Consider the following 15,561-nt stretch of genomic DNA (forward strand, 5'->3'; position numbering starts at 1 on the left):
ATGACCGTCAAGCCTGCCGCTCCCCGCGTGGTCGTCATCGTCGACGCGTATTCGAGCGCACGATCCCTTGCCCCGCTCTTCCAGGCGCGCGGCTATGCATGCATCCACGTCCAGAGCACCCCGGCGATTCCGGCGGTGTACGAGAAGAGCTTCCGGGCCTCGGACTTCACCGCCAACATCGTGCACACGGGGGATGTCGCGGCAACGGTCGCGGCCCTCACCGCGCACGCTCCGGTGTGTCTGCTGGCGGGCATCGAGAGCGGGGTCGAGGTCGCGGACGTGCTCAGCGAGGCGCTCGGCCTGCGGACGAACGGCACGGCGCTGAGCCCGTCCCGCCGGGACAAGTTCCGCATGATGGAGACGGTCAAGGAGGCCGGGGTGCCCGGCACCGGCCAGATCCTGGCCACCGACCTCGACACGCTGCTCGCCTGGCACCGGGGGGTTGAAGGCCGGGTGGTGCTGAAGCCGTTGAAGAGCGCGGGAAGCGACGGCATCTTCTTCTGTGACGACGCGGACCAGGTGCGCGCCGCGTTCGAGGCGCTGATCGGCTCCGAGAGCGCGCTGGAGCTGCACAACCACGCGGTGCTGGCGCAGGAGTACCTGGTCGGCAGCGAGTACATCGTGAACACCGTGAGCCTGGACGGGAAGCACCACGTAACGGACATCTGGAAGATGCACCACCTCGGCGCCAACGGGGTGCACGACATGGCGGCCGGCGCCCAGCTGATGCCCCGTCATGGTGTGGAGCAGGACGCGCTGGTCGAGTACAACTGCCTGGTCCTGGACGCCCTGGGGGTGCGCAACGGTCCCGCGCACACCGAGCTCAAGCTGACGCCGCAGGGCCCGCGGCTGGTCGAGAGCGCCGCCCGGATCTGCGGCGCGGACGTGCACGTGCCGGCCAAGGGCGCGATCGGCGAGAGCCAGCTGGACTGGACCGTGGACGCGTACGTCGACCCCGAGCGCTTCCTGGAGCGCTGGGAGGCCGGCTACGAACTGGCCCGGCACGCCGGCATCGTGAACATGGTCTCGCCGGCGGCCGGCAAGCTCGTCGGTTACCCGAAGATGGCCGAGCTCCGCGGTCTGGAGAGCTTCCACGACATCACGCTGAACGTGCACCCCGGCGACGAGATCCACCGCTCGATCGACGACTGGACCTACCCCATGCGCGTGTACCTCGTGCACGAGACCGAGAGCGTCGTCATGCACAACATCCTGTCGGCGCGGTACATGGACGGCGAAGGCTTCTACGACATCGTCTGAGCGACGACCGACCAGCGCGGCAGGAACGAGTGGGGCCCGGCACCGGTCATGGTGCCGGGCCCCACTCATGAGCGTCAGCCCTGCAGCTTGGCCCAGAACTCGTCCCACGAGAGCTGCCCGTCACCGTCGGTGTCGTCGGCGTTGATCACGGCCTGGGCGACCGACTCGGTGGTGTAGAAGTCCCCGAGCTCGGCCATGACCTTCTTGTACTCGGCCGCGGTGATCTGACCGTCCTTGTCAAGGTCATACCGGTCGAAAGCCCTCTTCGCTGCCTCGATGTCCGCCACGTGACCCGCCCCTTCTCTGTGCCTGATTGACGGGCTCAGATTATCGGGGTTTCCAGGCCGAACAATAAGTGCGACCGGTCGGTCTTCTTTCTGTTACGGTGAGGTCATGGCAGACGGCGAGCGACCCGACGGCAGACGCGTACGCGGAGAGCGGACGCGGCAAGCGGTGCTGGACACGGCCGTGGCGCTCGCGTCGGTGGACGGACTGGACGGGCTCTCGCTGGCGCGGCTGTCCGGAGCGCTCGGAGTGAGCAAGTCCGGACTGTTCACGCACTGGCGGGACAAGGAGCAGCTCCAGCTCGACGTGATCGACCGGGCCCGCAAGCAGTGGGGTGCGCTCGTCATGCGGCCGGCGCAGGACGCGCCGGCCGGCGTACGGCGGCTGCTCGCGCTGCACGAGGCACGGCTGGCCTTCTACGCCGGGGACGTGCTGCCCGGCGGCTGCTTCTTCGCCGCCGTGCAGACGGAGTTCGACGACCGGCCGGGCGCGGTGCACGACCGCGTCGCGCAGTCGATCGTCGACTGGGTGCGGCACATCCAGGACCTCGTCGAGGAGGCGATCACCCTCGGCGAGCTGCGGGCGGACGTGGACGCCGCGCAGCTGACGTTCGAGATCGACGCGCTCGGCGAGGCCGTCGTCACCCGCTCCCGGCTCATGGACCGGGCCACCGTCCTCGCCCAGGCGCACCGGGCCGTCCTGGAACGGCTCAGATCCTGCTGCACCGACCCTTCGATCCTCCCGGAGAGCTGAGACATGACGACCACCGCCCAGCCACCGGCCACCCCAGAGGCACCGGCCGCACAGATCTTCCCCGTCCAGATCCACTTCGACGATCTCGACGCCCTGGGAATGGTCCACAACGCCCGCTACGCGCTGTTCGTCGAGCGCGCGATCACCGCCTACTGGGTCGACCGGGGCTGGTCGTACACCGCCGACCGCACGGAGTACGACGACACCTTCCTCGCGGTGCGCGAGTTCCGCATCGAGTACCTGGCGCCGATCCTGGGCGCGGGCGACGGGGCCGTGCACATCTGGATCGAGCACCTGGGGCGCACCAGCATCGTCTACGGCTTCCGTGTGCTGTCCGCCGACCGGCGGGTGGTGCACGCGTCGGGACGCCGCGCCCAGGTCAAGCTCGACCCGGCCACCTTGCGCCCCAGCCCGCTGAGCGACGAGCTGCGCGCGGCGGCGGCTCCGCTGATGGACACGCGGTCCATACCCTCCACCGCATAGCGAATCGTTCGAATGCAAGATCGATACACTGCTTATCCACTGTTTACAAGGCAAGTGGCGCAGTTCACTCCCTTATACGCAAGGGATTGATGAAGAATATTGGCTAATGTCCCATATGCTGGTTTGCCTGCCCCGTGCCCCCTGTGTCAGAGTCGGTGCCAACGGCCCCCACTGACCCGGGCTGAGCCGTTCCCAAGGCGCCGCGGACCACACCCCCCCTTGCTCCGCGGCGATACGAAGTGGCCCTCCCTGTGTCGCACTGCGACACCGGAGGGCTTCTTCGCGTTCCAGGGGGTGCGAGCGCTCAGCGGTCCAGGACGCGCAGTTCGAACCACGTCGTCTTGCCGCGTGGCTGGAGGTCGACACCCCAGCGGTCGGAGAGCTTGTCGACGAGGAAGAGGCCGCGGCCGCTGACGTCGAGCTCGCGGACCGGCAGCAGACAGGGCAGCGCCCGCGAGGGATCGCGGACCTCGACGCGGATCCAGCCGCGGCGGCGCAGCATCCGGATCCCGAAGGTGCGGGCGCCGGTGTGCCGGACGGCGTTGCCGACGAGTTCCGAGACCAGTAACTCGACGGTTTCGGAGAGCTGCGGAAGCGACCACTGGCGCAACACCGAGACGGAGAGCCGGCGCGCGGTCGAGGCGGATTCGGGGCGCGAGGTCAGCCGGACCTCTTCCACCGACGGATCTCCGACCAGATCGAGGGCTTTGGCAGCGGCCTCGTCGGCCGCCGCCGACGGCCACGCCGCAGCGGCGATGGTCACCCGCTGCGGTTGCTCGGATGCTCCCCGGCCCGCCATGCGTTCATCATGGCCGCACGGAAGGCGGTTCGGGGTGGATCCGGCGGAATTGGCCGACCGGAATGAGGGGTTCCATAAGCGTGTTCAGGCATATGCCATGGGCATTGATCACCCCCAGGAAGCCGTGATGACCTGCAGTGATGAGTCGCTGACGATCAGCGACGGGCCGTTCGAGGCGGGGTTTCCTTAAGGTTCGCTTAAGGCTCTTTTAAGGTCGCCCCACCCGGTCGGCCCAACGTCAACAGGCCCTCGAAAGAGGGGTGATGGGCCGGCCGGGGGTCCACGGCGGACCCCCGGCCGGCCCCTCGGCGCGAGGACTAACGGAACTTCGCCTTGCCCGGGCCGTCCTCGACGAAGCTGCGCATGCCCGTCTCGCGGTCGGCCGTCGCGAACAGACCGGCGAACAGGGCGCGTTCGATGGTCAGCCCGGTCTCCAGGTCCGTCTCCAGACCGCCGTCGATCGCTTCCTTGGCCGCGCGCAGCGCGTACGCGGGGCCGCGGGCGAGGCGTTCCGCCCAGGCGCGCGCCTCGGCGTAGACCTGCTCCGCCGGCACGACTTTGTCGACCAGGCCGATGGCCAGCGCCTCCTCGGCCTTCACCATCCGGCCGGTGAAGATCAGGTCCTTGGCCCGGGAGGGACCCACCAGGCGCGTCAGCCGCTGGGTTCCGCCGGCGCCCGGGATCAGGCCGAGCAGGATCTCCGGCTGGCCCAGCTTCGCGTTCTCCGCCGCGATGCGGATGTCGGCGCAGAGCGCCAGTTCACAGCCGCCGCCCAGCGCGTAGCCGGTGACCGCGGCGACCACCGGCTTGGGGATGCGGGCGACCGCGGTGAAGGACTCCTGCAGCGCGCGCGAGCGGTCGACCATGCCCTCGTAGGACATGGCCTGCATCTCCTTGATGTCCGCGCCGGCGGCGAACACCTTCTCCCCGCCCCAGACGATCACGGCACGTACGTCGTCGCGCCGGCCCGCCTCCTCCGCGACCACCTTCAGCCGGTCCTGGGTGGCGATGTCCAGTGCGTTCATCGGCGGCCGGTCGATGCGGATCGTGCCGACGCCTTCGGCGACTTCGAGGCTCACAGTCATGGTCCGGAGACTACTTCGCCGGGCGGGCCCGAAGAACAGGCCCGCCCGGCGACGGAGGTCACATCGACTGGTCAGCGGGTCAGCTGGTCCACTCGCTCCAGGAGAGGTTCCAGCCGTTGAGGCCGTTGTACCACTGCACGGTCTTGTCCTTGGAGTTGATCACCTGGACGACGTCGCCCACGATCGACTGGTTGTAGAACCAGGCGGCCGGGGTGGACGGGTCACCGGCACCACGGGTGTCGGACAGCCCCACGCAGCCGTGGCTGGTGTTGGAGTTGCCGAAGATCGACTTGGCTGCCCAGTAGTTGCCGTGGATGAAGGTGCCCGAGTTGGTCAGGCGGATGGCGTGCGGTACGTCCTTGATGTCGTACTCGCCGCCGAAGCCGACCGTGTCACCGTTCATCCGGGTCACGTCGTACTTCTCGGTCATCACCATCTTGCCGTTGTACGTGGTGTGCGCCGGGGCGCCCGAGCTGATCGGGATGGTGCGGATCACCGCGCCGTTACGGCTGACCGTCATGGTGTGCTTCGCGGCGTCGACCACGCTGACCTGGCTGCGGCCGACGGTGAACTTCACGTCCTTGGACTGCTTGCCGTAGACGCCGGGGGCGCCTTCGACGCCGTCCAGCCGCAGGCTCAGCGTCACCTTGGTACCGGCCGCCCAGTACTGCTCGGGGCGCAGGTCCAGACGCTGGTTGCCGTACCAGTGGCCCTTGACGGGGACGGACGGCGAAGCGGTGACCTGGACGGCCGCCTCGACGGCCTTCTTGTTGGTGATCGCCCGGTTGAAGTTGAGCGAGACCTCCATGCCGACGCCGACGGTCTGGCCGTCCTCCGGCGTGTAGAAGCCGACGAAGGAATCCTTCGGCGTGATGGTGGTGAACACCGCGTGCTTGGCGGACTCGCGGCCGTCGGTGTCCTTGGCGATCGCGTCCACCGTGTACTTGGTGGAGGTGCCGAGGTGCTCGTCCGGCGCCCAGCTGGCGCCGTCGGCGGCTATGTCGCCCTTGACCGCCGTGCCCTTGTCGTCCTTGACGATGACGGAGCTGAGCTTGCCGCTCGCGGCCGTGACCTTCAACGCACCGCTCGTGGCCACGTTGTTCGCGCCGTCCTTCGGCGTGATGGTGACCACCGCCGCCGAGGCCTTGGTGTCGGCGCTCGTGCCGGCCTGCGCCCCGGCCGGCTTGTCACCACCGGCGCCGCCGGTGCTGCCGGTGTTCGTGCCGCCGCCACCGCCACCGCACGCGGTGGTCATCAACAGCAGCGCCCCCAGCGCCAGCGCCAGCAACGTCTGCCTGGCGCCCGGCGCCGCCTGTATCGGCTTCAACTTTCTGCTCCCCTCACACGGCCGCCCGCCCACGCGTCCGGAATGCCCAGCTACGGCACCCCTGGTAGCGATTCTGCCCGGCCGATCCGACCCTGACCCCCCTGTGCGTGGCCGCTGCAGAGCCGCTGGGGCTTCTGCGCGTAATACCGCTCACGCAAACGACAGATAATCACACGCAAGGTGGGCCCGGTGACACGGGAATGTCACCATTCCGTCCCAGTCGGCTGTGAGCCCGCCACGAGGCCGGATCCGGCTCCGGAATCGCTTCCGGAACGGACTCCGGGCCCGGTCCCCCACCGGTTCTGGACCAGTGGCGGACCGGGCCCGGAAGGGGCCGCGGAGAGCGCCGCGTCAGGGGTTGGAGCCGGACTCCGGGGACGCGGCGGAGTCCAGGGACGCGGCGGAACCCGCGCGCCACTCCTGCCAGCTGAGGTTCCAGCCGCCCATGCCGTTGTCCGCCGCGACCGTGCGGTCGTGGGAGTTGATCACCTCGACGGTGTCACCGACGAGCGAGTGCTCGAAGAGCCAGCCCGCCGGCGTCGTCGAGCGGCCGCCCTTCACATCGGCCAGGCCGACACAGCCATGGCTGGTGTTGGTGATGCCGAAGGTCCCGGGCGCGGCCCAGTAGTTGCCGTGCAGGAACGTTCCGGAGCGGGTGAGGCGCATGGCGTGCGGAACATCCGGAATGTCGTACTCCCCGCCGAAACCGACCGTCTGGCCGTTCATCCGGGTGAGGGCGAACTTCTCGGCGATCACCATCGTGCCCTGGTACGTGGGGTGCTCCGGGCTGCCGGCCGAGATCGGGAGCGTCTTGAACAGCTGCCCCTCGCGCCGCACGGTCATGGTGTGCGCGTCCGCGTCGACCGTGCTGGTCTGGTCGCGGCCGATGGTGAACCGGACGTTCTTGGACTGCGTGCCGTACATGCCGTCGGCGCCCTCGACGTCCTTCAGCCGCAGCGACATCGTCACCTCGGTGCCGGCCCGCCAGTGCTTCCTGGGCCGCAGGTCGAGGCGCCGGCTGCCGAACCAGTGCGGGACCACCTCCACCGCCGGCTTCGCGTGGACGGTGATCGCCCGCTCGACCGCCGCACGGTCGGTGACCGGCCGGTTGAAGTTGACGGTGATGATCATGCCGGTGCCGACGGTGGAACCGGCCTCGGGTGTGTAGAAGCCGATGAACTTGTGCTTGGGCACCAGCGTCGTGAACACCGCGTGCTTGGCGGCCCGGCGGCCCTGGCCGTCCACCGCGTAGGCGTCCACCGTGTACTGCGTGGAGAGCGCCAGTTTGCCCGTGGGCAGCCAGCCGCTGTGGTCCGCCGCGAGGGTGCCGGCGACCGGTGCGCCCTCGGCGTCGGCCACCTTGACCTGCGTCAACTCGCCCTTCTCCACTCCGACCCGCAGCTGCCCTTCGGGCAGCACATCGTGCGCCGCGTCGTCCGGCGTGATGCTGATGACCGCCTCCGACACCTTCGGGACGACTTCCCTGGGACGGGCGTCGTCACCACTGCTGGCGACGTCACCGCCGCCTCCCGCCGCGCATCCGGCGAGGAGCCCGCCGAGTACTACCGCTCCTACCAGTCCCGCCCCGGCGCTCAGGGCGCGCCTCACCACATTCGTCACGCAGGGTCAACGAGAGCGGCGCCCCTGGGGAAACGTGTCACCGCCCACGTGTACGGGAATGGGCGGCAACAGGGACGACACCGATCACACGGGTGACGGCACGCGTCCGGAGGGGAAGGAATGGTAGGAGGAGACGGCACCGACCCGGCACGGGACGCCGGGAAGGGCCGCGCCCGGCCAGGGCTTTAGTGGGACGCGTGGGGTTCCGCCGTACCGTGGCCGCGGACGCGCATGGCCGGATCCTGTCGAGCCGCGGGAGGCGAGCACGTGTCAGAGACACGCGAGCACGAGGCCATGGAGGCCGTTGAGGCGGTCCCCCGGCCGAACGGCCTGCGGACGAGCCCTCCGCCGGCCGTCCCCGGGCCCGCCCAGGAGCAGGCTCCGGGGACCTCCCCGGACCCCGGGGCGGCAGGCGGCCCCGAGCCCGGGAGCGCGCCCCGTACGGTCTGGCCCGGCAGTTCGGAACCGCTCGGCGCGCGCTTCCGCACCGGCCCCGACGGCCGGCCGGGCACCAACTTCGCGCTGTGGGCGGGCGGCGCCGAATCCGTCGAGCTGTGCCTCTTCGAGGCGGACGGCACCGAGACCCGGGCGCCGCTCACCGAGCTGACGCACGAGATCTGGCACGGTTTCGTGCCCGGTGTGCTCCCCGGCCAGCGCTACGGCTACCGGGTCAGCGGCCGCTGGGACCCGTGGACCGGCGCCCGCTGGAATCCCGCCAAGCTGCTGCTGGACCCGTACGCCCGTGCGGTGGACGGGGACTTCACGCTCCCCTCCGAGGTCTACGCGCACGTCCGCGACTGGCCGGAGCGGCAGATCGCCGACACCGTCCGCGACAACCGGGACTCGGCCCCGCTCGTGCCCAAGGGCGTCGTCGTCCACGATGACGACGACTGGTCCGACGACCACCGCCCCAAGACACCCTGGTCCGACTCCGTCATCTACGAACTGCACGTCAAGGGCTTCACCAAGCGCCATCCCGGCATACCCGAGGAGCTGCGCGGCACCTACGCGGGCCTGGCGCACCCGGCCGCGATCGAGCACCTCACCCGGCTGGGCGTCACCGCCGTCGAGCTGCTGCCCGTCCACCAGTTCGCCCACGAGGAGCACCTGGAGCGGGCCGGGCTGAAGAACTACTGGGGCTACAACTCCATCGGCTACTTCGCGCCGCACTCCGGCTACGCGGCCGGCGGCACCCGCGGTGAGCAGGTCGGGGAGTTCAAGCGGATGGTGCGCGCGCTGCACGCCGCCGGTATCGAGGTCATCCTGGACGTCGTCTACAACCACACCGCCGAGGGCGGTGAGCTGGGCCCGACGCTCTCGCTGCGCGGGATCGACAACCGCGGCTACTACCGGCTGCAGGACGACCCGCGCCGCTACGCCGACTACACCGGCTGCGGCAACACCCTGCACGTCGTGCAGCCGCACGTCCTGCGGCTCATCACCGACTCGCTGCGCTACTGGGTGACGGAGATGGGCGTCGACGGCTTCCGCTTCGACCTCGCCGCGGCGCTCGCCCGCTCGATGCACGACGTCGACATGCTCTCGCCGTTCCTCGCCGTCATCGCCCAGGACCCGGTCCTGCGGCGGGTGAAGCTGATCGCCGAGCCGTGGGACGTCGGGATGGGCGGCTACCAGGTCGGCGCCTTCCCCCCGCTGTGGACGGAGTGGAACGACCGATACCGGGACGCGGTGCGCGACTTCTGGCGCGGCGCCCAGCACGACGTACGCGACCTCGGCTACCGGCTCTCCGGCTCCAGCGACCTGTACGCCTGGGGCGGCCGGCGCCCGTACGCCTCGGTCAACTTCATCACCGCGCACGACGGCTTCACCCTGCGCGACCTGGTCTCCTACGAGTCCAAGCACAACGAGGCCAACGGCGAGAACAACAACGACGGCACCCACGACAACCGCTCCTGGAACTGCGGCGCCGAGGGCGCGACCACCGACCCCGGGATCAACACCCTGCGCCGCCGCCAGCTGCGCAACCTGCTCTCGACGCTGCTGCTGTCCACCGGCGTCCCGATGCTGGTGGCCGGTGACGAGATGGGCCGCACCCAGGGCGGCAACAACAACGCGTACTGCCAGGACAACGAGATCAGCTGGATCGACTGGTCACAGCTGGACGACCCCGACTGGCGGGGGCTGAGCACGCTGGCCGCCCGTCTCATCGCGCTGCGCCGCGCCCACCCGGTGCTGCGCCGCCGCGCCTTCTTCTCCGGCCGCTCCCAGACCCCCGGCGGGCTGCCGGACCTCACCTGGTTCACGGCCGCGGGCCACGAGATGACCGACGACGACTGGTTCGCCTCGTCGCACACCATCGGCATGTACCTCTCCGGCGACGACATCCCGCAGCGCGACGCCCGGGGCGTCCCCATCACCGACGACAGCTTCCTGATCATCGCCCACGCCTCGCACCGCCCCGCCCGCTTCGCCCTCCCCGGCCACCCCTGGGCCGCCTCCTACGAACTCCTCCTCGACACCACCGCCGAGGACCAGTCCCGGCCACCGGGCACCGGATACCCGGCGGGCGGTTCGGTGACGGTGCCGGGACGCTCCCTCCTGCTGCTGCGCGCCCTCCCGGCCACCACCCCTCCGGCCCCGCGGACGTCCAGCCACTGAAATCCCTGGACACGGCGAATTGGTCCAGTCCACACTCGGTCCCTGTGACCTCTTCCGTGCCACAGCCCTGCGAGAACCCCCTCCTCCTCGATCCACCGACCGGGCCGGTGGCCGGACCGACGACCGGGCCCGTCAAGGGTCCTGGGCTGTGGTCGGCCAACTTCCGGCTGTACTTCACCGCGCGCTCGATCGCCATGCTCGGCGACTCCATGCTGCCGGTGGCGATGGCCGCCGGGCTGCTGCAGTACGGGTACGGGGCCGGCGCCATCGGGCTGGTGATGGCGTCGTACATGGGGTGCTTCGCCGGACTGGTGATATTCGGCGGCGTGATCGCGGACCGGTTCAACGCCCGGCTGCTGATGATCGGCGCGGACCTCGTACGGCTCGGCATGATGGCGCTGCTGGCCGGCCTGTTCTTCGCCGACCACGTGGTGCTGTGGCAGGTGTGCGCGATCACCGCCGTCAACGGTGTCGCCGCGGCGATGTTCCAGCCCGGCGTGGCCAGTACGGTGCCCCGGGTCGCCACGGATGTGCAGGGTGCCAACGGGGTGGTGCGGACCGCCGAGTCGATGATGGCGCTGGCCGGTCCCGCGGTCGCCGGGCTGCTGGTGGCGTTCGCGTCGGCGGGCGGTGTGATCGCGGTGGACGCGGTCACCTTCGGGGTGAGCGCGGTCTGTGTGTTCCTGCTCCGGCTGCCGCCGGTCGCCCATGAGACCACCGGGCCGAAGACCAGTACCTTCCGGGCCGATCTCGTCGAGGGGTGGCGGGAGTTCCGGGGCCGCACCTGGATGTGGACGGTCATCGTGATCTGGATGGTCTTCATGGTGACGGTGATGGGCCCGGTGACCCCGCTCACGGCCGGCGAGATCCTGCCGGCGCACGGCCCGAAGGCGTACGGCCTGGTCAACTCCTGCCTGGGCGCGGGCACCGCGCTCGGGGCGCTGCTCGCGATGCGGTTCCGGTCGCACTTCCCGCTGCGGGCGGGGGCCACCGCGCTGTTCGGCAGCGCGCTGTACCCGGCGTCCGTCGGTCTGCACCTGCCGGTCCCGGCCATCTGCGGCTGCATCTTCGTCGCCGGCGCCGCGTGGGCGTACTGGGGCGTGAACTGGGCGACCAGCGTGCAGACCCAGGTGCCCGGCGAGATCCTGAACCGCATCCACGCCTACGAGGTCGCCGGATCGGTCGCGATGCTCCCGGTGGGCCAGGCCCTGTCCGGGCCGGCGTCGTCCGCCTTCGGCGCCCGGCATGTGCTGCTGGCGGGCAGCGTGGTGTCCCTGGTGGTCTGTGTGTCGCTGTTGTCGGTGCCGGCGATCCGCAATCTGCGCCGGGTGGCACAACCGGCCGGAAAAACCGGATGAGCGCTGTCGGTGGTCGCCCGTATCGTCGAATCGATGCCTGAAGCGACTTCTGACCCCGCGACCCCCGGACCCCGATCCGCCGTCCGCTCCCTGCTGCGGCTGTGGCCGTATGTACGCCCCATCCGCGGCCGGTTGGCCGGCTCCGCGGTGGCGGCCGTCCTCGCGTCGAGCATGGCGCTGCTGATCCCGCTCGTCCTGAAGTGGATGGTGGACGGCCCGGTCGCGGACCACGACCCGTCGGGGGTGTGGCTCGGCGGCGGTGTGCTGCTGGTCCTCGGCCTGCTGGAGGCCGGGCTGTTCGGGCTGCGGCGCTGGCTGGTGGCGCGGCCGCTGGCGAGCGTCGAGGCGTCGATGCGCTCCGCCCTGTACGGGCATCTGCAGCGGCTGCCCGTCGCCTTCCACGACCGCTGGGCCTCCGGGCAGCTGCTGTCGCGCGCCACGATGGACCTGCAGATCCTGCGGATGTTCCTGGCGTTCCCGCTGGTGTTCCTGGTGGTGAACGGCGCCGCGATCGTGCTGGGCTTCGCGATCCTGTTCTCGCAGGCCTGGACGCTCGGCCTGGTGCTGCTGCTGCCGATCGTCCCGCTGGTGATCCTCTGCTCGGTGTTCGAGGCCCGGTACTCGCTGGCCGCCCGGTCCGCGCAGGACCAGGCCGGCGATCTGGCCACGGTGGTCGAGGAGTCGGTGCTCGGCGTGCGGATCATCAAGGCCTTCGGCCGGCACCGCAGCCAGACCGAGGCGTTCCGCGCGAAGGCGCACGGGCTGCGCCGTACCGAACTGCACAAGGCGAGGCTGCTGGCGGACATCTGGGCGCTGATCATGACGCTGCCCGAGGTCGCCATCGGCGCGGCGCTGATCCTCGGGATCATGCAGGTGTCCGACGGCGAGCTGTCGGCCGGCACCCTCGTCGCGTTCCTGACCACCGCGCTCGCGCTGCGCTGGCCGGTGGAGTCGCTGGGCTTCCTGCTGGCGATCAGCAACGAGTCGGCGACGGCGGCCGACCGGTTCTTCGAGGCGATCGACGCCGTGGAGGCCGACGCGTCCGGCCTCGGCGCCCAGCCGGCCGGGGCCCTGGACGGGGTGCGGTTCGAGGACGTGCGCTTCCGCTACCCGGACGCGCCGGAGAACACCCCCGACCTGCTGCACGGCATCGATCTGCACATCCGCCCCGGCGAGACGATGGCGCTGGTCGGCGCCACCGGCTGCGGCAAGACCACGCTCACCGCGCTGATCCCCCGGCTGCACGACGCCACCGGTGGCCGGATCACGCTCGACGGCGCGGACATCTCGGCGCTGTCGCGGGAGCGGCTGCGCGAGCTGGTCGCGGTCGCCTTCGAGGAGCCGACGCTGTTCTCCGCGACCGTCCGGGAGAACGTGGCGATGGGCGCGGGACCGGGCGGCGCCGACGAGGCGGCCGTGCTGCGGGCGCTGGACACCGCCCAGTGCGACTTCGTCGCCCGGCTGCCGCACGGCCTGGACACCCAGGTCGGCGAGCAGGGCCTGAGCCTGTCCGGCGGGCAGCGGCAGCGGCTCGCGCTGGCCCGCGCCGTCGTCGGCAGTCCGGCCTTCCTGGTGCTGGACGACCCGCTGTCCGCGCTGGACGTGCACACCGAGGCGCTCGTCGAGGCCGCGCTGCGCGAGGTCCTGGCGGCGACCACCGCGCTCGTCGTGGCGCACCGGCCGTCCACGGTCATGCTCGCCGACCGCGTCGCCCTGATGTCCGAGGGCCGCATCACCGCCGTCGGCACCCATCACGAACTGCTCACCGAGAGCGCGGAGTACCGCCATCTGATGTCCGGCGACAGCGAGAGGAGCGTGGCCCGATGACCTCCGTGGCCGAACAGACCGGGCAGGCCGGTTCCGGGGAGGAGCCGGCCGGCGCGGTGGACGACCCGATCCGCCCGCCGGCCCCGGACGACCCGTTCACGAAGGACGTGCTCCCCTCCCCCAAGGGCGCGCAGCTCACCCTGCTGAAGTCGCTGCTGACGCCGCACACCCGCCGGGTCCGGACGGCGACGGTGCTGCTGCTGGTGCAGCAGGCCGCCGTACAGGCCGGGCCGCTGCTGGTGGCGTACGCCATCGACCGGGCGATCCCGGCGCTGCGCGACGGCCGGCACGGCCCGCTGATCCTGCTCGCCTGCGTCTATCTGGGCTGCGCGCTGGCCTCAGGTCTGCTGCAGCGGGCGTTCATCCGGGTCGCGGCCCGGGTGAGCCAGGACGTGCTGATCGATCTGCGCGGCCGGATCTTCCGGCACGCGCAGGCGCTCAGCCTGGACTTCCACGAGCGCTACACCTCGGGCCGGCTGATCGCCCGCGCCACCTCGGACGTCGAATCGCTGCGCGAGCTGCTGACCGAGGGCCTGGAGGAGCTGCTGGGCGTCATCCTGTCGTCCGTCTACATCTCGGTGATCCTGCTCTGGCTGGACTGGAAGCTGGGGCTGGCGGCGCTGTTCTCCTGCGGCCCGCTGTATCTGATGATCCGGTCCTTCCAGAAGCGCTCGATGGTCGTCTACCGCAAGCGGTCCACGGCCATCGCCGCGGTGATCGTGAAGTTCACCGAGACGATGAACGGCATCCGGCCGGTCCAGGCGTTCCGCCGCGAGAAGCCGAACGAGGCGGACTTCGCCGAGCTCAACGGCACCCATGAGCGGATCAACGGGGACGCGATCCTGGAGATGGCGCGCTATGTCGTCGGATCCCGGCTGATGGCCAACACGGCGATCGCCGGAATCGTGGTGTGGGGCGCGTACCGGGTGGCGGGCGGCGGTCTGGCGCTGGGCGTGCTGGCCGCGTTCGTGCTGTACCTGCGGCGGCTGTACGACCCCATCGACCGGCTCGGGATGTTCCTCAACTCGTACCAGTCGGCCGCCGCGTCGCTGGAGAAGATCGCCGGCCTGCTGGCGCAGCGCCCCTCGGTGCCCGAGCCCGCGGAGCCCCGGGAGCTGCCCGGCCGCGGCGGCGAACTGCCGGGCCGCGAGGTGCTCTTCGACGGCGTCCGCTTCGCCTACCGCACCGGCGGCGAGATCCTGCCGGTCTTCGATCTGCGGATTCCGGCCGGGCAGACGGTGGCGGTGGTCGGGGCGACCGGCGCCGGCAAGTCCACCCTCGCCAAGCTGCTGGCCCGCTTCTACGACCCGACGGACGGCCGGATCACGCTGGACGGCGTCCCGTTGCGGGAACTCGCGCTGCCGGAGCTGCGCCGCGGGGTCGTGATGGTGACCCAGGAGGCCTTCTTGTTCTCCGGGACGGTCGCTGAGAACATCGCGATCGGCAGACCCGATGCCGGACGCGAGGAGGTCGAGCGGGCCGCGAAAGCGATCGGAGCACATGACTTCATCTCCGCGCTGCCGGACGGCTACGACACGGACGTCCGCAAGCGCGGCGGCCGGATCTCGGCCGGCCAGCGGCAGTTGGTGGCGTTCGCGCGGGCGCTGCTCGCCGATCCCGCCGTCCTCATCCTGGACGAGGCGACGTCCTCGCTGGACGTTCCGGGTGAACGGGCGGTGCAGCAGGCGATGGACACGGTGCTGCGCGGCCGGACCGCGGTGATCATCGCGCACCGGCTCTCGACGGTGGAGATCGCCGACCGGGTGCTGGTCATGGAGGGTGGCCGGATCGTCGAGGACGGGGCCCCTTCGGAACTGATCGCCGACCATGGCCGGTTCGCGGATCTGCACGCGGCCTGGCGGGACAGCCTGGTCTGACCGGGGCGACCCGGTACGGGCCCGCTGACCTGGCCGCGGCCGGACCGGCTCCCGAATCGGGGCGGCGGCGTCCGTATAACGGGCGCCGCTCTTCGGTCAACGGACGGAAATCGGCCAAGTTTTCGCCATCCCAATGACATGTACCGGTAAACAGTGGCACTCTTCCCGCAGCCGCCGTACAGCACTCCCCCAACAGCACCACGGGTCTGTGCAGCAGCAGCGGTCACGCACGTCCCACCCGCACGTCGCTCTACCCGGGCAGCACACA

The 15,561-nt window shown here is 70.6% G+C and carries 11 protein-coding genes; 6 read left to right on the top strand and 5 right to left on the bottom strand.

What is annotated here, in order from left to right; genetic code table 11:
* Positions 1–1,260, top strand: coding sequence for an ATP-grasp domain-containing protein (locus tag LNW73_RS09180; RefSeq protein WP_250989592.1), 1,260 nt, complete (start codon positions 1–3; stop codon positions 1,258–1,260).
* A gap of 74 nt (positions 1,261–1,334) precedes the next feature.
* On the opposite strand, the gene LNW73_RS09185 is transcribed toward LNW73_RS09180, so the two are convergent.
* A complete protein-coding gene (locus tag LNW73_RS09185) occupies positions 1,335–1,547 on the bottom strand; it encodes an EF-hand domain-containing protein (RefSeq protein WP_250977832.1) in 213 nt (70 codons plus the stop codon).
* Between the two features lie 106 nt (positions 1,548–1,653).
* On the opposite strand from LNW73_RS09185, the gene LNW73_RS09190 reads away from it, so the two are divergent.
* Entirely contained in the window at positions 1,654–2,298 is a 645-nt protein-coding gene (locus LNW73_RS09190) for a TetR/AcrR family transcriptional regulator (RefSeq protein ID WP_250989593.1), read from the top strand.
* Between the two features lie 3 nt (positions 2,299–2,301).
* On the top strand, positions 2,302–2,781 hold the full coding sequence (locus LNW73_RS09195) for an acyl-CoA thioesterase (protein WP_250989594.1): 480 nt from the start codon (positions 2,302–2,304) through the stop codon (positions 2,779–2,781).
* A gap of 304 nt (positions 2,782–3,085) precedes the next feature.
* On the opposite strand, the gene LNW73_RS09200 is transcribed toward LNW73_RS09195, so the two are convergent.
* From LNW73_RS09200 to LNW73_RS09215, 4 genes are all read right to left on the bottom strand, one after another.
* Positions 3,086–3,580 carry an ATP-binding protein gene (locus LNW73_RS09200; RefSeq protein WP_250977829.1) on the bottom strand — a complete coding sequence of 165 codons (495 nt, stop codon included), beginning with the start codon at positions 3,578–3,580 and terminating at the stop codon, positions 3,086–3,088.
* Between the two features lie 317 nt (positions 3,581–3,897).
* The gene (locus tag LNW73_RS09205; RefSeq protein WP_250989595.1) at positions 3,898–4,665 is read right to left on the bottom strand and encodes an enoyl-CoA hydratase/isomerase family protein; all 768 of its coding nucleotides are present in this window, start codon (positions 4,663–4,665) and stop codon (positions 3,898–3,900) included.
* Between the two features lie 79 nt (positions 4,666–4,744).
* Positions 4,745–6,025, bottom strand: a complete 1,281-nt coding sequence (locus tag LNW73_RS09210; protein ID WP_374118058.1) for a L,D-transpeptidase — start codon at positions 6,023–6,025, stop codon at positions 4,745–4,747.
* Between the two features lie 318 nt (positions 6,026–6,343).
* Positions 6,344–7,612 carry a L,D-transpeptidase gene (locus LNW73_RS09215; protein WP_250989596.1) on the bottom strand — a complete coding sequence of 423 codons (1,269 nt, stop codon included), beginning with the start codon at positions 7,610–7,612 and terminating at the stop codon, positions 6,344–6,346.
* A gap of 231 nt (positions 7,613–7,843) precedes the next feature.
* Here LNW73_RS09215 and glgX point away from each other — a divergent pair, with 231 nt between their 5' ends.
* The 3 genes from glgX to LNW73_RS36650 all read left to right on the top strand — a co-directional run bounded on the left by glgX (position 7,844) and on the right by LNW73_RS36650 (position 15,293).
* Positions 7,844–10,231, top strand: coding sequence for a glycogen debranching protein GlgX (gene glgX, locus LNW73_RS09220; protein ID WP_285390857.1), 2,388 nt, complete (start codon positions 7,844–7,846; stop codon positions 10,229–10,231).
* Between the two features lie 44 nt (positions 10,232–10,275).
* Entirely contained in the window at positions 10,276–11,589 is a 1,314-nt protein-coding gene (locus tag LNW73_RS09225) for an MFS transporter (RefSeq protein WP_374118059.1), read from the top strand.
* A 101-nt stretch (positions 11,590–11,690) separates the two neighbouring features.
* Positions 11,691–15,293: an ABC transporter transmembrane domain-containing protein gene (locus LNW73_RS36650; RefSeq protein ID WP_374118259.1), complete on the top strand. Its 3,603-nt coding sequence runs from the start codon at positions 11,691–11,693 to the stop codon at positions 15,291–15,293.
* Positions 15,294–15,561: the final 268 nt, after the last annotated feature.

Origin of the sequence: Streptomyces sp. RKAG337 (assembly GCF_023701715.1) — a bacterium.
In the GTDB taxonomy this organism is placed as follows: domain Bacteria; phylum Actinomycetota; class Actinomycetes; order Streptomycetales; family Streptomycetaceae; genus Actinacidiphila.

Coding starts and splice junctions, on each gene's coding strand:
- LNW73_RS09180 (WP_250989592.1), top strand. CDS start 1: ATGACCGTCAAGCCTGCCGCTCCCCGCGTGGTCGTCATCGTCGACGCG.
- LNW73_RS09190 (WP_250989593.1), top strand. CDS start 1,654: ATGGCAGACGGCGAGCGACCCGACGGCAGACGCGTACGCGGAGAGCGG.
- LNW73_RS09195 (WP_250989594.1), top strand. CDS start 2,302: ATGACGACCACCGCCCAGCCACCGGCCACCCCAGAGGCACCGGCCGCA.
- LNW73_RS09200 (WP_250977829.1), bottom strand. CDS start 3,580: ATGGCGGGCCGGGGAGCATCCGAGCAACCGCAGCGGGTGACCATCGCC.
- LNW73_RS09205 (WP_250989595.1), bottom strand. CDS start 4,665: ATGACTGTGAGCCTCGAAGTCGCCGAAGGCGTCGGCACGATCCGCATC.
- glgX (WP_285390857.1), top strand. CDS start 7,844: ATGGCCGGATCCTGTCGAGCCGCGGGAGGCGAGCACGTGTCAGAGACA.